Below are 24403 nucleotides of genomic sequence, written 5' to 3'. Positions count from 1 at the left end.
AGATCCGTGTTTAAATTGGAAACACCGGGGTTATTTGGTACAATAGATGCTGCGCACAAGAGGAGGAGAACGCTATGCCACGAGGAAATGGTAAGACAATTGCACAAAATAAGAAGGCAGGTCATGATTTTACAATTGAAGAAACTTTCGAGGCCGGGATCGTTCTGCAAGGAACGGAAATCAAGTCTATACGTAATGGACGTGTTAATCTAAAAGACAGCTTTGCCCGTATTAACAATGGTGAAGTATTCTTGCATAATCTGCATATATCACCTTACGAGCAGGGAAATATCTACAATCACGATCCAACACGTATGAGAAAGTTACTCCTGCATCGAAAGCAGATTAATCAATTAATTGGTCAAACCCAGCAGAAAGGGTATTCGCTCGTTCCTTTGAAAATGTATATAAAAAATGGAGTAGCGAAAGTATTGATTGGGTTAGGTAGAGGTAAGAAAAAATATGACAAACGTGAGGATCTGAAGCGTAAGCAGCAAAAACGTGAAATTGATCGTGCGATTAAGGATAGTCTGAAATAGACACTTCCCTTGAAAAATGCTATAATTATGCTATAATAATAATTGTCGCTAAACGCGATGATCATTTTAGAGCTTGATGCTCTATCCTTTAATCCTAACGGGGACGTTACGGATTCGACGGGGATAGGTCGAGCTCGGGTTGCGAGTCGAGGCGACGTCTCGTTAAACGTCATTTGCCTAAATATAACTGGCGAATCTAACGATAACCTAGCTGTAGCTGCATAAGCAGTCTATAGCTGATCCTTCCTGGCATTGCCCGTGTGGCAGATGAAGGGTCTCAAACTGAAACGGGCTACGCGTTTTTCCTCCGCCTGAGGAAAAACGAAGAGACTAATCAGGCTAGCTCCTCGGAAGCCTGTTGATAGGCTGAAGAGGAAGCGAATTATAATATATCAACTACGCTTGTAGAAGCCCGAGTGCCGATATCTCCGGACGTGGGTTCGACTCCCACCGTCTCCACCAATACATAATTGGTGGTTTTTTTTATGTTCTTATATTATATTTTAAAAAAGGCTAAAGTCTATTGGATAGACTTTAGCCTTTTTTAAATATAGTAATTTAGGCTTTCCATCCTTTACTATCCATTGCATAAGATTTACTTGAATACTATTTTCCGGGAAATATAAGGTTTCAATGTCATACGACAAAAAGCATTAAAAAAGTGAAAATTAAGAAAAATATTGACAACGCTTTCACAATCAAGTAAGTTTATAACTAACAAGTTAACGTTGTGACGGAGACATGGAGACTCACACTGAACTAGTACATCCTTTGGGATACGTACGTCTTTCAGTGTGAGTCTTTTTTTTAGAACACCCGTTACCTTGTCATCTTGAATTAAAGAAGGAGAGTGGAGTAACATGTCGGAATTTCTGGCGGAACTAATTGGCACCATGATTCTGATTATATTTGGTGGAGGTGTGGTCGGTGGTGTGGTGCTGAAAAATTCTAAGGCTGAAGGGGCAGGCTGGGTCGTTATAACCATTGGGTGGGGACTTGCTGTAGCGATGGGAGTTTACGCTGTCGGCAGTTTTACAGGAGCCCACATTAACCCGGCAGTAACTCTAGGGTTTGCTGCAGTAGGAGAATTCCCATGGAGTAAAGTGCCGGTATATATTACAGCTCAAATGATCGGTGCTTTTATTGGTGCAGTTATTGTATTTTTGAACTACCTTCCTCACTGGAGAGACACGGAAGACCAGGGAGCAAAGCTTGCTGTTTTCTCAACCGATCCTGCTGTGCGCAGTCCATTTTCCAATTTAGTAAGTGAGATGATTGGTACCTTCGTTCTGTTGATGGGACTTATGTTTATCGGTGCGAACGAATTCACAGAAGGACTAAATCCTTTAATTGTAGGATTACTAATTGTAGCAATAGGAATGTCCCTGGGAGGTGCGACAGGATATGCTATTAATCCTGCTCGAGATCTTGGTCCGAGAATTGCACATGCTCTGCTGCCCATACCTAAAAAAGGCAGTTCCGATTGGGGTTATGCTTGGATTCCGGTAGTTGGCCCTATTTTAGGCGGAATTTACGGAGCGGTATTTTATCGCGCCATGTTCTTAGCAGAATTTACAGGCTTGTTTTGGGCACTTAGCGTTTTTGTAGCTATCATCTTAATTGGTGCAGCATTCTCTGAATTGAAAAAAGAGCATACGGTAGCCGAGCAAGTAGAAGAAAAAATAAGCTAAAGTTGAAGGAGAGATTAGGATGACAAACAAGTATATCTTATCAATTGACCAGGGAACGACAAGTTCCCGGGCTATATTATTCAATGAAGCAGGAACAATTGTGGAAACCGCGCAAAAGGAATTTGAGCAGTTTTTCCCAAAGCCAGGCTGGGTGGAACATGATGCGAATGAAATATGGACTTCCGTTCTGGCCTGTATGGCAGATGTATTAAGAAAGTCTGATGTTGAGCCCGACCAAATTGCAGGAATAGGTATAACCAACCAGCGTGAAACGGCAGTGGTCTGGGATAAACACACGGGCAAACCAGTTTATAAAGCGATTGTATGGCAGTCTAGACAAACAGAGGATATTTGTAAAGAGTTAAGGGCTCAGGGTCATAATGATCTCTTCAGAGATAAGACCGGCCTTTTATTAGATCCTTATTTCTCAGGTACCAAGGTGAAATGGATTCTGGATCATGTGGATGGCGCACGTGAAAAAGCCGAGAATGGGGACTTAATGTTCGGCACAATCGATACGTGGCTTGTCTACAAACTATCGGGTGGACAAACGCATATAACAGATTACTCTAATGCTTCCCGTACGCTCATGTTTAATATATATGACTTAAAGTGGGACGAAGAGCTTCTGGATATTTTAGGCGTTCCAAAGAGCATGCTGCCGGAAGTGAAACCTTCCTCAGAAGTTTATGCAAAAACGGTCGATTATCACTTCTTTGGTCATCAAGTTCCGATTGCAGGAATTGCAGGCGACCAGCAAGCCGCTCTCTTTGGACAAGCTTGCTTTGAAAAAGGAATGGCAAAGAATACGTACGGGACAGGATGCTTTATGCTTATGAACACAGGCGAAGAAGGAGTGAAGTCAGAGCATGGACTTCTCACGACGCTAGCCTGGGGAATCGATGGCAAAGTGGAATATGCTCTTGAAGGTAGTATTTTTGTAGCTGGTTCAGCGATTCAATGGCTGCGGGACGGGTTGAAATTGATCGAAAGTGCTCCTCAAACAGAAGATCTGGCAGTGTCTGTCGATTCTACTGACGGGGTTTATCTTGTACCTGCTTTCGTAGGACTTGGTACACCTTACTGGGATAGTGATGCACGTGGGGCGGTCTTTGGATTAACACGTGGAACGTCCAAGGCTCACTTTGTCCGTGCGACTTTAGAGTCACTTGCTTACCAGACGAAGGATGTACTGGATGCGATGATCGCGGATTCGGGAATTAACTTAAAAACATTGCGAGTTGACGGTGGGGCTGTGAAAAATGACTTCTTAATGCAGTTTCAGAGTGACATTCTTGGAGTTCCTGTGGAGCGCCCTGAGGTCCAGGAGACGACAGCACTTGGTGCCGCTTACCTTGCAGGGCTGGCCGTGGGTTACTGGGAAAATAAAGAAGGTATTCAAAAACAATGGAAAAATGAACGCACATTTACTGGAGACATGGAACAAGATAAACAAGACGAGCTTTATAACGGGTGGAAGAAAGCAGTAGCCGCAACAAGAGAGTACAAGTAGTCATTGGGACAGGTCTTTCTATAAAGAAGGACCTGTCCATGATGTGATTTATACGATAGTTCAATCCAGGGAGGAAGAGCATGATGAAAAAAATAATCAATGACTCGAATCAGGTCGTAACAGAAATGCTGGATGGAATTGCAGCTGCCTATCCGGATGATGTAAGACGAGTGCAGGATACGACAGTTTTAGTTAGGAAAGATGCTCCCGTAAAAAATAAAGTAGGTATTGTAAGCGGTGGAGGAAGCGGTCATGAACCAGCTCATGCGGGTTACATTGGTCAGGGAATGCTGGATGCAGCTGTAGTGGGAGAAGTGTTTACATCACCGACCCCGGATCAGGTATTGGAAGGGATAAAAGCAGTCGACGGCGGTGCCGGAGTTTTTCTTGTCATTAAGAACTATACCGGTGATGTTATGAATTTTGAAATGGCGGCAGAGCTTGCGGAAGCAGAAGGCATCGAAGTGGAGAAAGTTGTTGTTAATGATGATGTGGCAGTAGAAGACAGCTCATTTACCTCAGGGCGCCGCGGAATTGCCGGGACCGTATTTGTCCATAAATTAGTAGGGGCTAAAGCTGAGACAGGGGCTTCACTGGAAGAAATAAAAGCCACGGCTGACAAGGCAGTAGCTAATGTGCGTTCTATGGGTGTGGCTCTTAAGCCGCCTGTAATGCCGGCCTCAGGTAAGCCAAATTTTGAGCTTAATGAAGATGAATTGGAAATTGGAGTCGGTATTCATGGCGAGCCAGGTACTGAAAGAAAAGCGGTTAGCTCAGCAAATGATATTGCTGAAGAATTGACGGACTTAGTACTTGAGGATTTAGGTCTTACCGGTTCAGATGAGGTAGCGGTTATGATCAATGGACTGGGAGCCTCTCCCGAAATGGAACTTTATATCGTTAATCGAAAAGTACAAGATCATCTGCATGATAAAGGAATAAACGTTTATAAGACATACGTGGGGAATTACATGACCTCGCTTGAGATGGCAGGCTGTTCGGTCACCTTATTAAAAGTAGACCAAGAATTAAAAGAACTGCTAAATGAACCGTCCAAGGCACCAGCATTTAAAGTGTAAAAGGGAGGTATTCACATGAAGTTGGAAGTCAGCCATGCTCTAGACTGGATTCACAAAATTAACGAAAAAGTTCAGGACCATAAAGATGAACTAACCTCACTGGATCAGGCTATTGGTGATGGAGACCATGGGATTAACATGTCCCGTGGCTTTCAAGAAGCAGTAAATAAAATATCTGGAGAAGAGTATTCAGATGTATCCGAAGTCTGGAAAGACGTCGCCACCACACTGATGTCTAAAGTCGGCGGAGCTTCTGGTCCTTTATATGGCACCGTATTCTTAAAAATGTCGACTGCAGTAAAAGGTGTAGAAAACGTTGATTTTCAAACATTCTCTTCAGCGCTGAAGGAGGCCGTAGCTGGAATTAAACAGCGTGGAAAAGCAGAAGCCGGAGAAAAAACGATGCTCGATGTATGGGAACCTTTAGCAGACAAAATGAGTGAAGTCCAGGATTTTGATCGTCAGCTTATCCTTGATACCGCACAATCCACCATGGAATCAACTAAAGATCTTGTAGCAACAAAAGGACGGGCCTCTTATTTAAAAGAACGGTCAAAGGGTCATATAGATCCAGGAGCCATGTCCTCATACTATGTATTTGAAGCCCTTGCAGACTGTATAAAAGGAGACGAATAAAGCCATGGAACATGTTGGAATTGTACTGGTTTCCCACAGTGAAAAAGCTGCTGCGGGAATTTGTGAAATTTTACAGCAGGTAGTGGGGGAAATCCCTGTGGAAGCAGCCGGGGGCTTGGAAGGTGGAGAAATTGGTACCAACTTCGAGCGGATACAAACGGCTATTGAAAACATACACAATGAAAAAGGAACAATTGTTTTTTATGATATTGGAAGTGCTCAAATGAATGCCGAGATGGCGATTGAGACGCTTGGTTTTGAGAATGTTCATCTTGCTTCTGCCCCGATTTTGGAAGGAGCTTATCTTGCTGCCGTGGAATCCAGTGTAGGGAAAAGTGTGGAAGAGATCTTTGTTTCACTAAATAAAGAATTTAATTAGAGGCAATCAAGCCAGGCAGGAATTACTTCCCTGCCTGGCTTGAAAGTTTTATTGAGAAATATCTCGGGCTTGTCCATTTACCTTCTCTCCAACGGAAGAGTCATGCAGCGGATTCCTCCTCCTCCTTTTTCTAATTCGGAGATTTCTATTTCAATTAGATTTTTTTTGCGCAGATCAGGAAATTGATGAATAATCTTTCTGTTCAGTTGTTTGCTTACAAGTATAGTCTCCGGGTTAAGGGTAAGAAAATTAATGTCAGGAACAGTATTATTAACTTTATCCGTCCAGATTACTGTAAATCCATGACGTTCAATGAATTCATGAAACATACAGTAACGGCTTTGGCCGTCCAGAACTTCAATAGGAAAATAGCGTAGATAATTCTTAGTTAGAAGCAGTCGTTCACCTGCTACATTACAATTCATATCTAAATGGAGTGTATCGGGCCTGCGTGGCAAGTCGATGACGCCGATTTCTGAAAAACCTGCTCTTCTGATTTGACGTTGTATATCATCCATAGATTCCATACTGGTCCGTAGTCCGGCATTAATTAAAACAGCATCCTCGCTTAATACAATGACATCTCCATATTCCAAAGAATTCCACTTATTATTTGCTTGCAGTGGAAATGTACGTTCATCCCACCACTTTTGAAATACACTATGGCTATGGGCGTATTCAGGTTTTCTCATTGAAGTGCCGGCTTTACCGGGAAGAAGGGTACGACCAAATGCACAAGCTAAATCCCGGACAAAGATTCGGCTAACTAGCTGTTGATTAAAGTATCGGTCCTCCGGTGATAAGTATTCTGAATAATCGATAACCTGGACGCCTTCTTGTTTCATTGAGTGAACCAGCGTTTCGAATTGGTGAACTATTTTTGCTGGATCAAAAGGTTCCAGCCATTGAACGTTTTCAGCCGTTTGTTGATCAGGGATCTCTAATACAGACGGTGAACAGACCACTACCGTCTTTAATTCATCATATTCATTCCAACAGTGTATGGGCAGCTTCATGATCGGTGACTCCTTTATATATCTCTTTATACTATTTCCCTCCTTTGAATTATCATTCCCTGGTGGGTGGAGTTGGCTTATTCCCGCTGAAAGGGCATTTCGAAAGAGAGGAATTATCGTCTTTTAAAAAATATTGCTTCCATTCGAGATTAGTGTCCTCTCCGTACCATTTTAAATCTGGATGGATGGGGGCATTATCGTAGTTTTTCAGGCGCGTGCGAATAATATTTTTTAACTTTCGGCCTTGAGAGGTCTCACTATTGATCTCATCAAATACAAAGCGGGGCTGAAAGGCAAGAAGTAAATAAGGAAAAAAACGACTTTTTCTATTTAGATGTGCTGGAGTTGCACAAAAAACAAAGTAAGGTTCTCCATGAAAGCAGAATTCCCAAGCGCTTTGAGCAGGATCTAAAGGGATGTGTTCAGGCCAGGACTTTTCGTCATAAGCATGAATATTATTTAAGATCTTCCAAAAGAGATCCTGATAGCACTCTATATCCCCTTGCTGTTTTTCTGTGTTGAAGAATAGAACAAGGGATGCGTATTTTCCAGTGCCTCTTGAAACTTCACTGTATTGTCTTAAATACTCAGCTGCTTGCTTGTGTGCATGAGGTGAGACAGGACTATCTGCAAAACCAAAGCGTAGGGAGTCAGAGTTAAACCCCTGTTTACCTGGGACACAAGGGTAGAGATGTTCTTTTTCATTCATCATGGTAGAAAAATCTTTAAAGGCGCTTTGTTTCCATGAGGCTAAATGAGGTAAATGTTCCTCTATCCAGGTTTTCGTTAATAATTTCACTTGCACGCCCTCCTTAACAGTAGGTTACAAGTAGCATATTTAAGGAGCGGAGGAAGTGTGTTTGTCTAGAGAAGATGAAAAAAGCTGGAGTGCGAGAAATCAGCCTCCAGCTTTCTTGCTATTATTAATGCGTTTGTGGTGGAGCCGGCTGATAGCTTTGAAGCATTTGGTTCATATCCTGTTGGTTTAATTGAGGGACTTGATAGTATCCATTTTTATTTTGATAAAGGAATATTTCATAACTCATCTCAATGAAGTTAGGGACACTGTCAGCAATGACACGACGAAGAACAGGGTTTGTCATTTCCAGGGCCGTCATGGTTAGTAGAGAAGCTAACGATTTAGTCTGGCCCAGCATATAAGCAGATAAGCCCTGATCGGAAAGCTCTTGAACGGACTGGTTTGGCTTTTTAGGCTGCCCAAGTTTAAGACCATACACGGCATTGTTGTTCTGTTGCATCTTATATTGCTGGGTCGGCATTTTTGGATCCTGCCCAGTTTGAAAGCTTTGTACAACAGTATTGTACATCTGGGTAACGAAAGTGGATTGACGGTGTAACATGTCTTTTAATTCCTGGTCTTGAATGTGCTGATCATACATCTGATATTGATCCAGCATGCTGATCATCCCAGCTATCACCTCGTGAGCGTCGAACAATTCATGACCGCCGTGATTTTGATTCTGATTCGGGGCCATATTAGGCTGCATAGCCTGATTTGGTTGCGTTTGGTTTTGAGATTGCATGACTTTTCCTCCAGTTAAATAATAAAGTAGGTTTCACCTTTAAGGGTGCCCCTTGATAAATAAACCATGTACATAAAAGTCAAATAGCTGAACACTTATCCTGATCTTCATTAAATATTCGAAATTGTTTGCGTTTCCATATAGACTTTCCTGTTTGAAATGATAAAATCTAAGAGGAGCCTAAATAAAGGAGTTAATTTTTTATGAAATTATGGGGCAGAAAATTATTTGTTATATTAATATCCGTACTTACGTTAGGTTTATATATACCTCCGACAGAACTTGCTGCTGAGTCAGCAGAAAAAGAAGTGACTTCCGAAGATTCTAGTGAAGAAAAAGAGTTACCTCTATCTATTGAGGAGAAACCTCTTAGTGAGGAAATTTCTAAGGAACCAGAAAAGCAGGATGAAGATCCGATTGATATTATTATGGCCCAGGCAAAAGAACAAACGATTACAAAAATGGGACCTAAAATACTTGATAAAATTGATGCTGAAATGACGGAAGAAATTCTTCCTAAAATTGAAGAAGTCGTGGGGATGCTTCTTACTAAATCTGATGAACAAGCTCCCTATTATGAAATAACAGAGCAGCTTACTCCGGGATATGGAGAGAAAATTTTTAACTTATATAATCATCGAACCAATGAAGAAGAGGCCCGTTTCCACGTGCGTCGTGATAAACGGCCTGGTGAAGGATACTGGTTCAATTTTCATTATCACTTAAGCGAGGATAACTTTACCAAACACCACTTTATTGGAGAAATTTACTGGGAGAAAAACACTCCTCCAAAATGGATGTCATAAGAGATAACTAAGCGGTCCTGTCAGTAGGACCGTTTTTTTTATTATGTTGTGTTAGTTTGCTCCAATTAAATGATGATAAATCTGGATCCTTTGACTGTACTCTCTGCTCTACGCTGACATGCAATCACAAAAAGGTTTGATCAGAATGGGAGATTACATGCTAGGCATGGAGAACTGGAAACCATGAGTGTCATATACCAGGTGTTATTGTCAGATTGAATAAATTGAGAAAGACTGACTTTTTAGGATAGGTTAGTCTTTTTTAGCTTAAGGTGGCTTATTACGCCCAAAGGCACATCGAAAATCGATTGCAACGTTCATCTATCCTCTCATTATGGGAATAAAGATAACACCATGTGATGAAGGAGGAGAAGAATGTCTAAAATTGCAATCGTGACTGGTGCGAACCGCGGATTAGGATTTGAGACCTGCAGGCAGCTTGCTCAGCAGGGGTTTAAGGTGTGGCTAGGGGCAAGAAATGAAGAAAAAGGGGAGAAAGCAGCAGGAAAACTGCTAGAAGAAGGGGGGGACGTGCACTATATCTTCCTCGACGTTGCTCAGCCGGATAAGATTGGTCAAGTGAAAGATCAAATTATAGAACAAGATGGAAAAATTGACGTACTTATAAACAATGCAGGGATTTTTTCAGATAAGAAAAGTTCCATATTGGAAATTGATACCGTCACATTCGAAGATATCTACCTGACCAATTATTTTGGACCTTACTTTATGATGAGTACTTTGATGCCAGTTATGGTAGAGAATAATTATGGCCGCATTGTTAACCTTGCAGCAGAAATGGGTGTTAACAAGGCGATGGATGCGCCCATGGCGGGAGCTTATAAAGCTTCTAAATATGGGCTTAATGGACTGACTAGATTATTTGCAGGAGCAGCAAGAAGAAAAAATATAAAAGTGAACTCAGTGAGCCCGTGCTGGGTTAAAACGGATCTAGGGGGAGAAAAAGCTAAGCGAGAACCGGAGCAGGCAATGGAAGGGATTCTTTGGCTTGCTCAACTAGAAGAAGACGGACCAAATGGGAAGTTTTTCAGGGATCGTGAGGAACTGGAGTTTTAAAGAAGTAAAATAAAGAAAAGGATTCAGTCCACAGACTGAATCCTTTTTAGTTAGTCAGAGTCTTCACCAATGATTCGAACTTCTCTCTCTAAATCTACGCCAAATTTATCCTTCACAGTTCGTTGGACGTGTTCGATTAAAGAAATGTAATCCGTAGTGGAGGCATTATTTTTATTAACAATGAATCCAGCGTGTTTCGTTGAAACCTCAGCTCCGCCGATATTCGTTCCTTGAAGTTTACTATCCTGAATTAGCTTGCCGGCAAAATATCCAGGCGGACGCTTGAATACACTGCCGCACGAAGGATATTCAAGGGGCTGTTTGGATTCCCTTTTAAACGTTAAATCATCCATAGTAGCTTTAATATCCTCATAAGATGCAGGCTTTAAGTTGAAAGTGGCTTCGAGTACAATGTCTCCATTCTCAGGAATGTTACTCGTACGATAATCAAGGTTCAATTCGGAAGCCAGTCTTTTCACAAGGTTACCTTCTTTATCTACTACATATGCATAATCCAGGACATCCTTGATTTCACCGCCGTAGGCTCCTGCATTCATATACAATGCACCACCAACCGTCCCCGGTATACCACAGGCAAACTCAAGTCCTGAAAGGCTTTGCTTTAAGGCGTGCCTGGAGGCGTCAATAATCCTTGCACCGCTCTGGGCGACCACGGTATTGCCTTCAGAGGATATATCGTTTAAGTGTTTTAAATTAATAACAATTCCACGAATCCCTCCATCTTTAATAATCAGGTTGGAACCGTTCCCAAGCAGAGTGAAAGGAATATTATCTTCGTTGGATAGCTTGACTACGTTCTGAACTTCTTGAAAAGTAGTCGGAGTAATGAAAAAATCAGCTTTGCCTCCAAGTTTCGTATATAAGTGGTCTTTTAACCTCTCATTAACCTTCACGTTGTCTTTTTTAACAAGCTTTAATAATTTATTATAGATTTTTTCTTTAGTTTCCATGAACACCAGTCCCATTTATAGTTGTTTTTCTATAATTCTGCCTTAAATCCCTTAAATAAATTGAAGGGTTAAAGGATAAACTTATCTACACATAGTTTATGTCAATTGGGTAAAAAGTTTACAAAGTCATTTACGTTCCGTATTTCCCACATGCTCCTTATTTTATCATACTTTGAGAATGAAATTTGTAACGAATTTCCGAAGAATGTGTGCAGATTTTGATGGTTTACCAAATTATTCATCAAATGTGGAGTTGCCCAAAAAAGAAAGCGCTTTATATTAAAAGAAAGTTTTATATTTTCAGAAAAGTCATTGCCTTTAATCATCCTAGTTAGTATCATCATAATAAGTTGTTTCAAAAATCGACAAACAAAAAGATAAGGGGTGCAGGAGATGGATCAATCCAAAAAAGATCTAAGAATTAATAGTAAAGTCATCAGTGAAGGAGTTAATCGTGTCCCTAACCGTTCTATGCTTAGAGCTGTAGGTTTTACGGACGAGGACTTCAAAAAGCCGATGATTGGAATTGCCAGTACATGGAGTGAGGTTACGCCTTGCAACGTACATATTGATCGGCTGGCTCGCGAAGCCAAAAATGGCGCCCGTGATAATGGCGGAGCTCCTATGATTTTTAACACGATTACGGTTTCCGATGGAATTGCTATGGGACATGAAGGAATGTTCTACTCTCTTCCAAGCCGTGAAGTCATTGCAGATTCAATTGAAACCGTGACGAATGCTGAACGTCTCGACGGTATTGTGGCGATTGGAGGATGTGATAAAACCACGCCTGGATGTTTAATGTCCATAGGACGTATGAATATTCCTTCCGTCTATGTATATGGAGGGACTATTCAACCAGGTAAGCTGAATGGGGAGGATATTGATATCGTATCTTCTTTTGAAGCCGTTGGTAAGTATCATGAAGGTCAGATTAATGATGAAGAACTTCATAAGGTAGAGTGTAATGCGTGCCCAGGTGCAGGTGCATGCGGAGGAATGTACACTGCCAATACAATGGCTTCGGCTGTAGAGGCTCTTGGAATGAGTATCCCTGGTTCTTCTTCAACACCTGCTGTGAATGATTATAAAGAGCAAGAATGTAAACAAGCTGGAGAATTAGTGGTAGATCTTTTAGAAAAGGGCATTTACCCTAGAGATATTATGACTAAAGAAGCATTCGAAAACGCGATTACAGTTGTAATGGCTTTAGGAGGATCCACGAATGCTTTCCTACACCTGCTTGCGATGGCTCATTCGGCAGGAGTCGATTTGACGCTGGATGATTTTGAAAGAGTACGCCAGGAGGTCCCTCATATAGCTGATATGAAACCTAGTGGAAAATATGTCATGCAGGACCTTTATGAAAGTGGTGGTGTTCCAGCCGTTATGAAGCTTCTACATGAAAACGGACTCTTGAATGGAGATTGTCTCACAGTTACAGGCAAAACTGTGGCTGAAAACCTCGCAGAAGCTCCAGCATTAAAAGAAGGTCAGAAAGTAATTCTTCCTTTGGATAAACCGATTAAACCAAACGGGCCGCTTGTAGTTCTCAAAGGAAACCTTGCACCTGAAGGGGCGGTCGCAAAAATGTCTGGTCAAAAGATCAGCCGATTTGAAGGACCTGCTCGGGTTTATGATAGTGAAGCAGAAGCTACAAAGGCTATCGTAGATGACGAAATTAAAGAGGGAGACGTGCTCGTCATCCGAAATGTTGGTCCTAGAGGCGGTCCAGGAATGCCTGAAATGCTATCCATTACAGCTATGATCGTTGGAAAAGGACTTGGAGGTAAAGTGGCCTTGCTTACAGATGGACGTTTCTCAGGGGGATCACATGGTTTCGTGATTGGACACGTAGCTCCGGAAGCTGCCCTTGGAGGACCTATTGGTATTCTGAAGGAAGGAGATACGATTACCATCGACAGTGACGTGCAGCAAATTAACTTTGATGTTTCTGATGAAGAATTTAAACGCAGAAAACAAGAATGGCAAAAACCTGCGCTTAAATATAAAACAGGTATCTTAGCAAAATATGCTAAATTAGTGTCTTCTTCAGCAAAAGGAGCAGTAACAGACGCAGACTTGGAATAATATTTTTTGAAAGGGCGGCTTTGTAAGCTGCCCTTTTTTATAATATTTGGCGCTGTTAAACGGTGGTGTTAATTCTTGATAAAAGTCTTATTAAGCAATAGATCCGGATTGTGTAAGACTCAGTTTCGATATAAATCGGGGTCCGTTACTTAATAGGTATAGGGATGGTGGGGAAATAACTCGCTTTCCTATGGGGGAACGGTGAACTTCCTCGCTCGTTTCACTGCCTGCGGGATCTCACCTAGTTCCCTCTCCCATGGGAGTCTCGTCATTTCCCCACCAACCCAGCCGAGTGAGAATAACGGACGCTTTTATAAGAGAGAATGCTCTCCTTTTTAATCGGTCCTAAATGCTTTTATGACAGGCTATTTCACATCGTTACAGAATAAAAATAGCGTCATGATTACATGCTTTTTTCTCATCAACCCATCGACGTCTTAAATGGTTTCGAGATTCTGATTTGGCAGGTACGGAGGGGGGACGATGTAGACTCCTAGGTTAAAAGCGTAAGCACCTTGCTCAGCGGCGTATGGACTGGACTGAGCTGGCGGAGATAAAGAAAACACGAAGAGCGGAGCGATTCGATGTTGCCTTATCGTACAGAAGTGAGGGAAGTCTCACTAGCCGCTAGGTGCTGGAGCTGGAGAGCACTACATGTCGTTTAGGACATGATTGACGTTTGCAACTTCCTAAAGGGTAAGAGCGGGATGAACATGATCGGTGAGATCCCGCAGGGCTGTTAAGCCCGAGGAAGCTCACCTCATGCCCGCGGAAAGCGAAATCGTCCCCCGGAGGACCTTCCACTCCTCCAATGTCTCGAAACTGAGTTTTAAACAAACGGGAGCTTTTCTTTAATTACTAACCCTGAGATTTTACAGAGCAATGATAAGGAGGTAGTGAGATAAAATGACTAAAATAGGATTGATCCGTCATGGAAGTACACCTTGGAATAAAGAAAAACGTGCTCAGGGAAAGTCGGACATACCTTTAAACCAAGAAGGAATAAGTGATGCTGAAAAGCTTGCGGAGCGTTTACATACAGAAGAATGGGAAGTGTTATACACAAGTCCATTAAAGAGAGCTGCTCAAACGGCACAGATTATTTCCAATCGGCTGGGCTTGGAAATCAGTTATGATATCCGCCTGCAGGAGGTGGACGGCGGTCTAATTGAAGGAACAACTGAGGAAGAAAGAATTGAAAAATGGGGAAGCGGCTGGCGGGAGCTCGACCTAGGAATTGAGAAAAAAGAAAGAATTAAGGAACGAGGGATGTCTGTCATTAATGAGCTGGTGAAAAAAAATACCGGGAAAAATATTTTAGTGGTTAGTCATGGTGCTTTAATCAGTCATTTAGTAAGCGAACTTGATCCTGTGAAAATACGTAAAGAACATATGAAAAATACTTCCATCACAGAAGTTACATTAGAACAAGGTCAGTGGTCTTGTGAATTGTTTAATTGTACAAAACATTTAGAGATCTAAAAAAGAACGGCTCTACTTTCGAGCCGCTCTTTTTTTGTTATTCATGAGAGTAGTTTAAATCCCAAATGATTCCGTAGTGATCTTTTACTTTTGCAAAAGTAGCATTCCAAAATGTGTCTTGTAGTTCCATAAGTACTATACCTTTTTCTTTCAGACGATCGTAAAGAATCTGGATCTCATCCTTATTTTCAAGTTCAAGCGCCAGGGAAATATTATTTCCTATAGTTATGGAGTTTTCACGAAAAGAATCTGAAACCATAAAGGAAAAGCTATCCTTCTGAAAATGTGCATGCATGATGCGGTTTTCCATACCTTCAGGTGTTTCAAAATCAGCATCCCCAAAGGTTTGTCTGGCAGTAACTTCTCCTTGAAAGACCTGAGTGTAATAGTCCAAAGCTTCTGCAGCATCACCATTAAAGGTGAAGTATGGGGTGACTTGATATTTCATTTGATCCCTCCTATGTGAAGTGTTCAATCTGTTTTAACTATAATCGATATAAAGCGTGGAAGTCACTCTTTTTTCAATAGTTTCAGTGGATGTGCTTAAAAGCCAGTGTGGTGTTTCTTTTTTATAATAACGTGGTATGAGAATAGAAGAATTTATAAAGGAGATGAGAATAATGGACAAATTGGTGAACCTCGGCAAATCAGGTTTATCCGTCAATCCAATAGGATTGGGTACCAACGCTGTAGGCGGTCATAACATATATCCGAATCTTGATGAAGAAGCTGGAAAAGATGTGGTGCGTACGGCGCTTGAGCATAATATGAACTTCTTAGATACAGCTTTTATTTATGGTCCAAAACGTTCTGAGGAATTAGTTGGTCAAGTTATCAAAGAGCAGGGAAACCGTGAGGAGGTCGTACTAGCCACTAAAGGTGCACATGAATTTAAAGGGGAAGATGTTGTTTTTAACAACTCGCCTTCTTTTCTAAAAAAGGCTGTGGAAGAAAGTTTGGATCGTCTTCAGACAGACTACATTGATTTATTTTATATACATTTTCCAGATGATCATACACCAAAAGATGAAGCTGTGGGAGCTTTGAAAGAAATGAAGGATCAAGGTAAAATTCGTTCCATAGGAGTGTCGAACTTTTCAGTCGATCAGTTGAAAGAAGCGGATAAAGATGGATATGTAGACGTAATTCAGGGAGAATACAATCTGTTTAAACGAGAAGCAGAAAAGGAGATGCTTCCTTACACAGCCGAGAATGGAATTTCCTTTGTACCTTATTTCCCATTTGCTTCTGGACTGCTAACAGGGAAATATAACGAAGATACAACATTCGGTGATTTTCGTGCCAAAAACCCGTTGTTCCAGGGCGAAGAATATAGAAAGAATTTGCAGAAAGTCGAGCAGCTTAAAGAGATAGCACACTCTAAAAATGTAGAGGTTCCAAACCTTGTGCTAGCTTGGTATTTAACTCAGGACTCGCTTGATGCTGTGATCCCGGGTGCTAAAAAAGTAGACCAAGTAACAAACAACTTAAAAACACTGGATGTAGAGCTATCTTCAGAGGAAGTAAAGAAAATACACGAAATTTTTGCTTAATAAAATGCCTGCCATTCTTGGCAGGCATTTTTAGGCTGTTGAAAATTTAGAGATCCATATAGCTAATGAAACCCGATATTTCCCGGGTTTTGAGGGTGATCTATTTTACATCATCTGCCTATTTGTATAGAATTTTCAAAAAACTGTTGCAAAACAAGTTATTACATCGTAAACTGTATCATAACAGTTAAAGGTTAATAATACTGTTATACAAAAAAGGAGGAATTTAATAATGAATAAGAAAAATCAAACGGTTTCTGTTCCATGTCCGCAATGTGGTGCTGAGGTGAAGGGTCATCATTATACTTACATGATGGAATGCGATCGGTGTCTATCTAAGAAAGCTGAATGAAATTATGCCATTACTGTTATATAACAAATAATATATTATATAACTTATATATAACAAAAAGAGGGGGTTCGTAATGGAAACAAAGTTATCCGGAATCAAGGTGGAAGGCCACCTTGATCCAGGTTTTGAAGAAATATTAAACCAAGAAGCTCTGGATTTTCTAGAATCTTTACATCTACACTTCGAAGAGAGACGAAAGCAATTATTAGAAAAAAGGGAAGAAATTCAATCAAAGTTAGATCGCGGGGAAAGACCAGGTTTTCTTAAAGAAACGGAATGTATCCGCCAAGGGAACTGGCAGATAAGTGATCTGCCAAAAGATTTAAAAGATCGAAGGGTAGAAATTACCGGTCCCGTTGATCGTAAGATGGTCATTAATGGTCTGAATTCTGGAGCAAAAGTATTTATGGCAGACTTTGAGGATGCCAACTCGCCGACGTGGTCGAATACGATTCACGGGCAGATTAATTTGCGGGACGCGATTCAGAAAACCATTACTTTTCAAAATGAAAAAGGAAAATTGTATCAGCTGGGCGAACAAACTGCTGTACTTATGGTACGACCGAGAGGCTGGCACTTGGAGGAAAAGCACTTAACCTATCAAAATAAAGCGATTTCTGGAAGCCTGGTTGACTTCGGCTTGTATTTCTTCCACAACGCTAAACAGCTTATAAAGAACGGTTCGGGTCCATACTTTTATTTACCTAAACTGGAGAATCATAAGGAAGCGCGATTATGGAACGATATTTTTGTTTACGCTCAGAACTACATGAACATTCCTCAAGGCACTATCAGAGCAACAGTATTATTGGAAACGATCCTCGCCGCTTATGAAATGGATGAAATATTGTATGAATTAAAGGAACACTCGGCAGGTCTTAACTGCGGACGCTGGGATTATATCTTCAGTTTCTTAAAGAAATTCCGTCATGATCCATCAATGATACTTCCGGACCGTTCAGAAGTAACGATGACCGTTCCATTTATGCGTGCTTATTCGCTATTGACCATTCAAACTTGTCATAAACGTGGCGCTCCTGCGATCGGGGGGATGGCAGCTCAAATACCAGTAAAAAATGATCCATCCAAGAATGAAGCTGCTTTTCAAAAAGTAATAGCTGATAAGAAACGAGAAGTTCAGGACGGTCACGATGGGACTTGGGTGGCTCATCCTGGAATGGTTCAGGCGGCTATGGACGTATTCAATGAGGAAATGCCGGAACCCAATCAAATCAGTAAAACGAAAGAAAAGATTACAGTTTCAGCAGCAGACTTACTGGAAGTTCCTCAAGGGGAAATTACCGAAGAGGGATTACGCACAAATATTAATGTGGGGATTCAGTACATTGCCTCATGGCTCGCTGGTACAGGAGCTGCGCCGATTCATCATTTGATGGAAGATGCTGCAACAGCTGAAATATCAAGGGCTCAAGTTTGGCAGTGGATCCGTCATCCAAAAGGTACATTGAATGACGGACGTACAATTACTTTTGAACTTTACGATAAGTTAAAAGAAGAAGAAATGGAGGCTATCCGGCAAGAAGTAGGGGAGGATTTTTTCAAAAAGAGGCCCTATAAAGAAGCTGAAAAACTATTCGATAGCTTAATTAGAAATGATGAGTTTGAAGACTTTTTAACCATTAAAGCTTATGAGCAGTTATCTTGAGGGGGATGAGCGGAATGATGAATGAGAGAGTAGAAAAACTAAGAAATAAGTGGCAGGAAGAAGAACGTTGGAGCAGTGTGTTGCGTCCATATGAGCCGGAAGACGTTATCCGATTAAGAGGGTCTATGGATATCCAACATACACTCGCTGAAAAAGGTGCCGAAAAATTGTGGAACCTTCTACATGAAGAAGACTATGTTCACGCTCTGGGTGCTTTAACCGGTAACCAGGCTATGCAGCAAGTAAAAGCCGGGCTTAAGGCTATTTACCTGAGTGGCTGGCAGGTAGCAGCGGACGCTAATTTGTCGGGACACATGTACCCGGATCAAAGCTTGTATCCTGCAAACAGCGTGCCTCAGGTAGTAAAAAGAATTAATCAGGCATTGCAGCGTGCAGACCAGATTCATCATATGGAAGGAAAGCATGATATTGACTGGTTCGCCCCTATTGTTGCGGATGCAGAAGCGGGTTTTGGGGGACAGCTGAACGTTTTTGAATTAATGAAAGGAATGATAGAAGCAGGAGCATCGGCCGTTCACTTTGAAGATCAGTTATCTTCAGAGAAGAAATGCGGCCACCTTGGCGGAAAAGTTCTGCTGCCTACTCAAACCGCTGTTCGAAATTTAATCTCTGCACGCTTTGCAGCGGACGTAATGGGCGTTCCTACTATTATTATAGCGCGAACAGATGCGAATGCAGCGGATCTTATCACAAGTGATGTGGATGGAAGTGATGCGGAATTTCTTACAGGAGAAAGAACAGCAGAAGGTTTTTATAAAACGAAAGCGGGGATAGATCAGGCCATTGCAAGAGGGTTAGCTTATGCTCCTTATGCAGACTTAGTATGGTGTGAAACCTCGGAACCAAACATAGAAGAAGCAAGAAGATTTGCAGAAGCCATTCATGAAAAATTTCCTGGGAAACTGCTTGCCTACAATTGTTCGCCTTCTTTTAATTGGAAGAAAAAACTGGATGACGAGACAATTGCCAGTTTTCAACGGACACTTGGTGAGATGGGTTATAAGTTTCAATTTGTAACTCTTGCAGGTTTTCACGCGCTTAATCATGGTATGTTCGAATTAGCGAGACAATATAAAGACCGCGGAATGGAAGCTTATTCTGAATTACAGCAAGCGGAATTCAGCAGTGAGGTTTACGGATATTCAGCTACCCGCCACCAGCGGGAAGTAGGAACCGGCTATTTTGATGAAGTAGCTCAAATTATTTCAGGAGGTACGTCGTCCACTACGGCATTAAAAGGCTCTACCGAATCCGAACAGTTTACGACGGAGACGGTATCTCAGTCCTAACCTTCAAGCCCACCTTAAATAGGTGGGCTTTTTGTAGGAAATTTTTCACATAATCTTCGCAAAGTAATAAGGTATGTTATCTACTGTTTTTGTGTGTACGAAGCAAAGGGAGTGATTACATGCCTGCTATATCAGGTGATGAGTACAAGGAAAGAGTGGATCGGATAAACGCTGAAGTTTGGCTGGACGGAGAACGGGTTGCGGGAAGAATATCAAGTCATCCTGCATTTAAGGGAGTAGTCCAGACTCAGGGTGAGCTTTATGATTTGCAGTTGCATCCTGATCATACAGAAGAATTGACTTTCACGTCAGATACCACTGGAAATAAGATTGGTACCTCTTACTTAATTCCGAAAACAAAAGAAGATCTTGAAAAAAGAAGAAAGATGATTCAATGCTGGGCACGCCATTCCGGCGGTTTATTAGGGCGGAGTCCTGACTATATGAATACAGTGCTTGCATCTTTTGCCGCTTCGGCAGATTTATTAAAAGGGGAAACTAATTGTTATCCGGATCGTTTGTTATCCATTTATGAGGAAGCGCGTGAACAAGATCTTACCTTTACGCACACGTTTGTAAATCCTCAGACTAATCGTGGGAAACTGGCTTTTCTTGATGAAGATGTAACGAATGCCCGTATCGTGAGGCGAACGAAAGCGGGGCTAATCATTCAAGGAGCAAAACTGCTGGCCACTCAGGGCGGCATGACAGATCAAATCATTGTTTTTTCTGCCCCCGGAATACAAGAGAACGCTCACGCCTATGGTTTTTCAATTCCCAGCAATACTAAAGGATTGAAGTATATTTGCCGGGAATCCTTCAGTAATGGCCATTCCTCTTATAATTCCCCCCTCTCTTCTAAATTTGATGAAATGGATACGGTTGTAATATTCGATGATGTACTTGTTCCGTGGGAGAGAGTATTCCTGCATGATAATATACGAGCGGCTGATAATTTTTATAAGAAAGGTAAATTCGTCCCGTTCACGCTCCACCAGATTATTTCCAGACAAATTGTTAAATTAGAGTTTCTGTTAGGCATCGCTCACCAAATTGTGGCAACCATTAATATAGGGGATTATCAGCATGTTCAGGCTAAAGTGGTTGAAATTATAAAAGGTTTGGAGAGTTTAAAGGCTTTGCTCCACTATTCAGAATGCCAGGCTGAAATGGACAATAATGGAACAATGGTACCCTCTGTTGAGCCTCTATATGTAGCGATTAATCAAACTCAGGAATTGTACCCTCGATTGATTGAAATCATTCAACTGCTAGGTGCAAGCGGATTAATGACTATTCCTCAAGAAGAAACGTTCGATTCAAGTGTAGGTGAAGAATTAAACCATTACTTGAAAGCCGGGGATTGGAAAGGCAAGGATAGGGTAGCGTTATTCAGGTTAGCATGGGATCTGACCATGAGCTCGTTCGGTTCGAGACAGACACTTTATGAACGGTTCTTTTTTGGAGATCCGATCCGTATTTCTCAAACCATTTATCAAATGTATGACGAAAAACCTTCGATCTCGTTAGTTTCATGGTTTCTAAAAGAAAGCTGACGGGCAAGCGTCAGCTTTTATCGTTTAGTATTACTTTTTTTAGCTTTTTGTTCAAATTGGGAATCTGGCTGCTGATCGGCGATATCCTCTGTCAAACCTTGAGGGTTCACCGTTTTAGGAGCCTTTCTTTTATTGGCATTACTTTTCTTGCTCATCGTTTAACACCTCCTTCTATAGTTTGGATGATAAAAATAATTTTATCCACGCTCTAATTTTTCATTTAAAGGACATCGAATGAATTTAAATAAAGGAGCAGAAACTAAGAGCAAGTAAAGGAGGTATTTATCTTGAGTAAAAAACAAAAAATAGAAGAAATAGCTGAACGCAGTTATGAGCCGGCTGATTACGAAAAAAATGATGAGACATCGCAGGGGCTTTCAGTCACTCACGAACAAGTTTCAGACACGATGACAGAAGGAACGATCGACGGTAACATCGATCAATTAGACCAGCATGGAAATGTAATAAGTCATGAAGGCAAACCTCTTTCACGAGAGCGTTTTCCTAAGTATAAGAAATAAGGAGTTATTTATATGGCAAGAAAAAATAAGATATTAGTTCCAGAGGCACAAAAAGGCCTCGATGATTTGAAACAAAGACTGGTGAAAAGCCAGACTCCTGAAAATGCAAAGTTTGAAGTCGCAGAAGAAAAAGGCATACCATTAAACCGATATGATAACGGAAACTTAAGTGCACGGGACGCTGGCGGGATCGGCGGACCAATCGGGGGACAAATGGTAAAAGAATTAGTTAGACAAGCCCAGAAGGAACTTATGGAAAAAAATAAATAATGCTCAAATAAGAAAGCAGGAAGAAAAGACTTCCTGCTTTCTTATTTGAGCACTAAAATGATATAGTGGCGTAAATTTAGAATGAACAAGCAAAGTTCATTCTTTTTTTGTGAACTCCGGTATAATAGGGAGTAATAAATAAACGTTTTTCCATAGAGGGGATACTATGAAAAAGATAGAAGATCTGGTCGAGGAAATTGTTTTTAAAGATAACCGTATTGTAAGTTTTCCGGTTGAACTAGAGTGTGTAGGTCAGGGGCGCAGTGCGGCCGTTTTTAAAATGAAGAACATCAATCAGGTGATCAAAGTCTTTTATCCTTCTCATCAGCATTTAGCATTCAGAGAAGCAGAGGTCTATAATCGTTTATCCAACCGAGTATTTTTTCCACATTTAAAAGAAGTTGGAGATGGCTATTTAATTATGGAGTATGTGGAAGGTATAACTTTTTATGACTGTCTTAGAACTGGAAAACGAATTACTCCAGAGATGGTACGTAAAGTTGATGAAGTATTAACATATGTGAGGAGTCGGGGCTTAACACCGAGTGATATACATCTGAGAAATATTATGCTAACTAGAAATAACGAAGTAGTACTAATTGATGTGGTAAGGTTCACTCAACCTAATGAATGTCAGTACTGGCCTGATTTGAAGAAAGCGTACTATAAGTTTTACTTGAGAAAGTTTTTCCCTAAGCGATTTCCTAAATTATTAATAGAATTAATAATACTGCTGTATCGGAAACGTTTGTTATCTATTTAAAAAGCTTTAGGGAGGAAGAGTAATATCCTTAAAGGTAACATAGTTTCAGTTTAATTGATTTTATTCACAGGATGACCTTTTTATTGGAGAAAGAGCCGCTTTGCCGGACCTCTTTCTCCTTTAGTGAACTAATAATTCAAGTCTTTTCTTCTAATAGGGAGCCATGAATGTTTCCTTTAGTTTTCATATAGGAGATTGAACAGTTATTGAAAATCTCTGGGGTGTCCAAGTTTACGACATGTCCGGAATTAGGAATGAAAAGGCATGTTGTATTAGGCATATTCTTTACATTTTTCCATGTATCTTTTTTAAACATACGGTCTCCGCTGCCCATGAGGTAAAGTTTAGGAATGGATCCAGCAGTTTTTTCTACATCCATAAAGGTAGTGTCTACCGTAGGAGCTATATCATACCAACCTAAAAACTCTGCTCGTTTCATTTGGGAAGCTTCTTTTATGAAAGCATTCCTTGATTCTTTGTGGTTTTTTCTAGGCATCAGCACTCGTGCAAATAAAGAATACAGCCATAAATATGGCATCACATTCTTGGCTAGCTTTCCGAAAGAGAGAAGGAGCCTGGATATAAGGTTCATTTTTGTTATGGCTCCCCCCATTACGGCAGTTTCTACGCGGTTAGGGGCCATGGATAACAACTGGTGAATGATAACCGTTCCAAGAGACACCCCAACGAAATGCGCTTTCTTAATTCGTAATTGATCCATAACCTCAATAACGTCGTTCGCCGCTTCTTTAAAAGAAAATGCGCTTGAGTTTGAATAAACACTTGGTGACCCCTTGTGTCCTCGCAGATGTATAGCGATGACATTAAAATGTTTTTTATATTCTTTAATTTGAGGGAAAAAGATATTGGCACTTCCACCTATTCCATGAAGTAGAAGTACATATGGTTTTGTATGTTCTTCACTAAATACTTTATATTCTAACAAGTTTACACCTCTATTTGTTAAAAAGACTAAGTCGTAATAAAAGACAGTTGATATGACTTCTTTATATCATAATCACAGGTTACACCATGAGACCGGTCTTTGCTTTCCATTCTTTTTTTATTTGGATTGAAAATGATCTTCAAGAGATTCCTTCATTTTCAATCTCTTTTCATACTTTTACACCTCGTTTGCTGATCAAACTAGGCAATGTTGATATCCATTTCTGGATTAAACGTCAGGCTGTGAAGGTAATGAATCCTTTACTTTCTTAACACATATACCCGCTTCTCTTCTATTAAATTCAGCGTATTGAACATTCCCGTAGTTCCTTAGGTATAAAAGGGAGCTTGCCCTGTCTTAGTTTCGGCTTGACTTTTACAAACTGAACGTTCGAATAGTGTTATTTGTTGATTTTGCCAGCCTTAGTTTGCCATGGTTTGAAAGTAGAGGTAATGGCGTCATCTTCCGCACCTAACCGGAAGAACATCTTGAAAAACTCTCCCTTTGATAACTTCGCATTATTTTAATATAAGATACAGCCTGCAATTTCTTTTCTAATTATCATTCTGTATTCATTAGCTTTCTTATGTTTTACAGCTCAACTTAAGGGGAAACCGTCCATATATGAAAGGTGGAATAAAG

The 24403-nt window shown here is 40.9% G+C and carries 24 protein-coding genes and 1 other RNA gene; 18 read left to right on the top strand and 7 right to left on the bottom strand.

Going from position 1 to position 24403, the window contains the following annotated elements:
- Window positions 1-74: 74 nt before the first annotated feature.
- The 7 genes from smpB (at window position 75) to dhaM (ending at window position 5837) form a co-directional block, all read left to right on the top strand.
- The gene (smpB, locus tag HBHAL_RS14590; protein ID WP_014644219.1) at window positions 75-539 is read left to right on the top strand and encodes an SsrA-binding protein SmpB; all 465 of its coding nucleotides are present in this window, start codon (window positions 75-77) and stop codon (window positions 537-539) included.
- A gap of 99 nt (window positions 540-638) precedes the next feature.
- Window positions 639-1001, top strand: a transfer-messenger RNA (tmRNA) gene (ssrA, locus tag HBHAL_RS20525).
- A gap of 398 nt (window positions 1002-1399) precedes the next feature.
- The gene (locus HBHAL_RS14585; RefSeq protein WP_014644218.1) at window positions 1400-2230 is read left to right on the top strand and encodes an MIP/aquaporin family protein; all 831 of its coding nucleotides are present in this window, start codon (window positions 1400-1402) and stop codon (window positions 2228-2230) included.
- A 19-nt stretch (window positions 2231-2249) separates the two neighbouring features.
- Window positions 2250-3743: a glycerol kinase GlpK gene (gene glpK / locus HBHAL_RS14580; RefSeq protein WP_014644217.1), complete on the top strand. Its 1494-nt coding sequence runs from the start codon at window positions 2250-2252 to the stop codon at window positions 3741-3743.
- Between the two features lie 83 nt (window positions 3744-3826).
- Window positions 3827-4822 carry a dihydroxyacetone kinase subunit DhaK gene (dhaK, locus tag HBHAL_RS14575; RefSeq protein WP_041601695.1) on the top strand — a complete coding sequence of 332 codons (996 nt, stop codon included), beginning with the start codon at window positions 3827-3829 and terminating at the stop codon, window positions 4820-4822.
- Between the two features lie 15 nt (window positions 4823-4837).
- Window positions 4838-5458: a dihydroxyacetone kinase subunit DhaL gene (gene dhaL / locus HBHAL_RS14570; RefSeq protein WP_014644215.1), complete on the top strand. Its 621-nt coding sequence runs from the start codon at window positions 4838-4840 to the stop codon at window positions 5456-5458.
- A 4-nt stretch (window positions 5459-5462) separates the two neighbouring features.
- A complete protein-coding gene (gene dhaM / locus HBHAL_RS14565) occupies window positions 5463-5837 on the top strand; it encodes a dihydroxyacetone kinase phosphoryl donor subunit DhaM (protein ID WP_014644214.1) in 375 nt (124 codons plus the stop codon).
- 77 nt (window positions 5838-5914) lie between these two features.
- On the opposite strand, the gene HBHAL_RS14560 is transcribed toward dhaM, so the two are convergent.
- From HBHAL_RS14560 to HBHAL_RS14550, 3 genes are all read right to left on the bottom strand, one after another.
- The gene (locus HBHAL_RS14560; RefSeq protein ID WP_014644213.1) at window positions 5915-6853 is read right to left on the bottom strand and encodes an arginine deiminase family protein; all 939 of its coding nucleotides are present in this window, start codon (window positions 6851-6853) and stop codon (window positions 5915-5917) included.
- Between the two features lie 52 nt (window positions 6854-6905).
- Window positions 6906-7652, bottom strand: a complete 747-nt coding sequence (locus HBHAL_RS14555; protein ID WP_014644212.1) for a YqcI/YcgG family protein — start codon at window positions 7650-7652, stop codon at window positions 6906-6908.
- A 124-nt stretch (window positions 7653-7776) separates the two neighbouring features.
- Window positions 7777-8397 (bottom strand): spore coat protein, encoded by a 621-nt coding sequence (locus HBHAL_RS14550; RefSeq protein ID WP_014644211.1) that lies wholly within the window; start codon window positions 8395-8397, stop codon window positions 7777-7779.
- A 203-nt stretch (window positions 8398-8600) separates the two neighbouring features.
- Between HBHAL_RS14550 and HBHAL_RS14545 the strand changes: the two genes are divergently transcribed.
- Both HBHAL_RS14545 and HBHAL_RS14540 read left to right on the top strand, forming a co-directional pair.
- Complete coding sequence (locus HBHAL_RS14545; protein ID WP_014644210.1) at window positions 8601-9203, top strand: YpjP family protein; 603 nt, start codon at window positions 8601-8603, stop codon at window positions 9201-9203.
- A gap of 375 nt (window positions 9204-9578) precedes the next feature.
- Window positions 9579-10280, top strand: coding sequence for an SDR family NAD(P)-dependent oxidoreductase (locus HBHAL_RS14540; protein ID WP_014644209.1), 702 nt, complete (start codon window positions 9579-9581; stop codon window positions 10278-10280).
- A 50-nt stretch (window positions 10281-10330) separates the two neighbouring features.
- Here the strand turns inward: HBHAL_RS14540 and murB are convergent, their stop codons facing one another.
- Complete coding sequence (murB, locus tag HBHAL_RS14535; protein WP_014644208.1) at window positions 10331-11251, bottom strand: UDP-N-acetylmuramate dehydrogenase; 921 nt, start codon at window positions 11249-11251, stop codon at window positions 10331-10333.
- 393 nt (window positions 11252-11644) lie between these two features.
- On the opposite strand from murB, the gene ilvD reads away from it, so the two are divergent.
- Complete coding sequence (ilvD, locus tag HBHAL_RS14530; RefSeq protein ID WP_014644207.1) at window positions 11645-13342, top strand: dihydroxy-acid dehydratase; 1698 nt, start codon at window positions 11645-11647, stop codon at window positions 13340-13342.
- A 906-nt stretch (window positions 13343-14248) separates the two neighbouring features.
- On the top strand, window positions 14249-14824 hold the full coding sequence (locus HBHAL_RS14525; protein WP_014644206.1) for a histidine phosphatase family protein: 576 nt from the start codon (window positions 14249-14251) through the stop codon (window positions 14822-14824).
- 37 nt (window positions 14825-14861) lie between these two features.
- On the opposite strand, the gene HBHAL_RS14520 is transcribed toward HBHAL_RS14525, so the two are convergent.
- Window positions 14862-15272, bottom strand: a complete 411-nt coding sequence (locus HBHAL_RS14520; RefSeq protein WP_014644205.1) for a VOC family protein — start codon at window positions 15270-15272, stop codon at window positions 14862-14864.
- Between the two features lie 172 nt (window positions 15273-15444).
- Between HBHAL_RS14520 and HBHAL_RS14515 the strand changes: the two genes are divergently transcribed.
- From HBHAL_RS14515 to hpaB, 4 genes are all read left to right on the top strand, one after another.
- Entirely contained in the window at window positions 15445-16377 is a 933-nt protein-coding gene (locus HBHAL_RS14515) for an aldo/keto reductase (RefSeq protein WP_014644204.1), read from the top strand.
- Window positions 16378-16802: 425 nt separating this feature from the next.
- Complete coding sequence (aceB, locus tag HBHAL_RS14510) at window positions 16803-18395, top strand: malate synthase A (protein WP_014644203.1); 1593 nt, start codon at window positions 16803-16805, stop codon at window positions 18393-18395.
- 14 nt (window positions 18396-18409) lie between these two features.
- Window positions 18410-19705, top strand: coding sequence for an isocitrate lyase (gene aceA / locus HBHAL_RS14505; protein ID WP_014644202.1), 1296 nt, complete (start codon window positions 18410-18412; stop codon window positions 19703-19705).
- Window positions 19706-19824: 119 nt separating this feature from the next.
- The gene (gene hpaB, locus HBHAL_RS14500) at window positions 19825-21261 is read left to right on the top strand and encodes a 4-hydroxyphenylacetate 3-monooxygenase, oxygenase component (protein ID WP_014644201.1); all 1437 of its coding nucleotides are present in this window, start codon (window positions 19825-19827) and stop codon (window positions 21259-21261) included.
- A 17-nt stretch (window positions 21262-21278) separates the two neighbouring features.
- Here hpaB and HBHAL_RS21750 read toward each other — a convergent pair whose 3' ends face one another.
- Complete coding sequence (locus HBHAL_RS21750) at window positions 21279-21416, bottom strand: hypothetical protein (RefSeq protein WP_014644200.1); 138 nt, start codon at window positions 21414-21416, stop codon at window positions 21279-21281.
- A 132-nt stretch (window positions 21417-21548) separates the two neighbouring features.
- Between HBHAL_RS21750 and HBHAL_RS14495 the strand changes: the two genes are divergently transcribed.
- From HBHAL_RS14495 to HBHAL_RS14485, 3 genes are all read left to right on the top strand, one after another.
- Window positions 21549-21782, top strand: coding sequence for a YozQ family protein (locus HBHAL_RS14495; protein ID WP_014644199.1), 234 nt, complete (start codon window positions 21549-21551; stop codon window positions 21780-21782).
- 12 nt (window positions 21783-21794) lie between these two features.
- Entirely contained in the window at window positions 21795-22052 is a 258-nt protein-coding gene (locus tag HBHAL_RS14490) for an alpha/beta-type small acid-soluble spore protein (protein ID WP_014644198.1), read from the top strand.
- 166 nt (window positions 22053-22218) lie between these two features.
- The gene (locus HBHAL_RS14485) at window positions 22219-22815 is read left to right on the top strand and encodes an RIO1 family regulatory kinase/ATPase domain-containing protein (protein WP_014644197.1); all 597 of its coding nucleotides are present in this window, start codon (window positions 22219-22221) and stop codon (window positions 22813-22815) included.
- A gap of 136 nt (window positions 22816-22951) precedes the next feature.
- Here HBHAL_RS14485 and HBHAL_RS14480 read toward each other — a convergent pair whose 3' ends face one another.
- Window positions 22952-23761 carry an alpha/beta fold hydrolase gene (locus tag HBHAL_RS14480; RefSeq protein ID WP_014644196.1) on the bottom strand — a complete coding sequence of 270 codons (810 nt, stop codon included), beginning with the start codon at window positions 23759-23761 and terminating at the stop codon, window positions 22952-22954.
- Window positions 23762-24403: the final 642 nt, after the last annotated feature.

The organism is Halobacillus halophilus DSM 2266 (assembly GCF_000284515.1).
Lineage (GTDB): Bacteria > Bacillota > Bacilli > Bacillales > Halobacillaceae > Halobacillus > Halobacillus halophilus.
Note: the sequence above shows the minus strand (reverse complement) of the source record. Positions and strands in the feature narration are given on the sequence as shown.

What these genes read in the sequence shown, in the direction of transcription:
- smpB (WP_014644219.1), top strand. Translation starts at nt 75, where the DNA reads ATGCCACGAGGAAATGGTAAGACAATTGCACAAAATAAGAAGGCAGGT.
- HBHAL_RS14585 (WP_014644218.1), top strand. Translation starts at nt 1,400, where the DNA reads ATGTCGGAATTTCTGGCGGAACTAATTGGCACCATGATTCTGATTATA.
- glpK (WP_014644217.1), top strand. Translation starts at nt 2,250, where the DNA reads ATGACAAACAAGTATATCTTATCAATTGACCAGGGAACGACAAGTTCC.
- dhaK (WP_041601695.1), top strand. Translation starts at nt 3,827, where the DNA reads ATGAAAAAAATAATCAATGACTCGAATCAGGTCGTAACAGAAATGCTG.
- dhaL (WP_014644215.1), top strand. Translation starts at nt 4,838, where the DNA reads ATGAAGTTGGAAGTCAGCCATGCTCTAGACTGGATTCACAAAATTAAC.
- dhaM (WP_014644214.1), top strand. Translation starts at nt 5,463, where the DNA reads ATGGAACATGTTGGAATTGTACTGGTTTCCCACAGTGAAAAAGCTGCT.
- HBHAL_RS14560 (WP_014644213.1), bottom strand. Translation starts at nt 6,853, where the DNA reads ATGAAGCTGCCCATACACTGTTGGAATGAATATGATGAATTAAAGACG.
- HBHAL_RS14550 (WP_014644211.1), bottom strand. Translation starts at nt 8,397, where the DNA reads ATGCAATCTCAAAACCAAACGCAACCAAATCAGGCTATGCAGCCTAAT.
- HBHAL_RS14545 (WP_014644210.1), top strand. Translation starts at nt 8,601, where the DNA reads ATGAAATTATGGGGCAGAAAATTATTTGTTATATTAATATCCGTACTT.
- HBHAL_RS14540 (WP_014644209.1), top strand. Translation starts at nt 9,579, where the DNA reads ATGTCTAAAATTGCAATCGTGACTGGTGCGAACCGCGGATTAGGATTT.
- murB (WP_014644208.1), bottom strand. Translation starts at nt 11,251, where the DNA reads ATGGAAACTAAAGAAAAAATCTATAATAAATTATTAAAGCTTGTTAAA.
- ilvD (WP_014644207.1), top strand. Translation starts at nt 11,645, where the DNA reads ATGGATCAATCCAAAAAAGATCTAAGAATTAATAGTAAAGTCATCAGT.
- HBHAL_RS14525 (WP_014644206.1), top strand. Translation starts at nt 14,249, where the DNA reads ATGACTAAAATAGGATTGATCCGTCATGGAAGTACACCTTGGAATAAA.
- HBHAL_RS14520 (WP_014644205.1), bottom strand. Translation starts at nt 15,272, where the DNA reads ATGAAATATCAAGTCACCCCATACTTCACCTTTAATGGTGATGCTGCA.
- HBHAL_RS14515 (WP_014644204.1), top strand. Translation starts at nt 15,445, where the DNA reads ATGGACAAATTGGTGAACCTCGGCAAATCAGGTTTATCCGTCAATCCA.
- aceB (WP_014644203.1), top strand. Translation starts at nt 16,803, where the DNA reads ATGGAAACAAAGTTATCCGGAATCAAGGTGGAAGGCCACCTTGATCCA.
- aceA (WP_014644202.1), top strand. Translation starts at nt 18,410, where the DNA reads ATGATGAATGAGAGAGTAGAAAAACTAAGAAATAAGTGGCAGGAAGAA.
- hpaB (WP_014644201.1), top strand. Translation starts at nt 19,825, where the DNA reads ATGCCTGCTATATCAGGTGATGAGTACAAGGAAAGAGTGGATCGGATA.
- HBHAL_RS21750 (WP_014644200.1), bottom strand. Translation starts at nt 21,416, where the DNA reads ATGAGCAAGAAAAGTAATGCCAATAAAAGAAAGGCTCCTAAAACGGTG.
- HBHAL_RS14490 (WP_014644198.1), top strand. Translation starts at nt 21,795, where the DNA reads ATGGCAAGAAAAAATAAGATATTAGTTCCAGAGGCACAAAAAGGCCTC.
- HBHAL_RS14485 (WP_014644197.1), top strand. Translation starts at nt 22,219, where the DNA reads ATGAAAAAGATAGAAGATCTGGTCGAGGAAATTGTTTTTAAAGATAAC.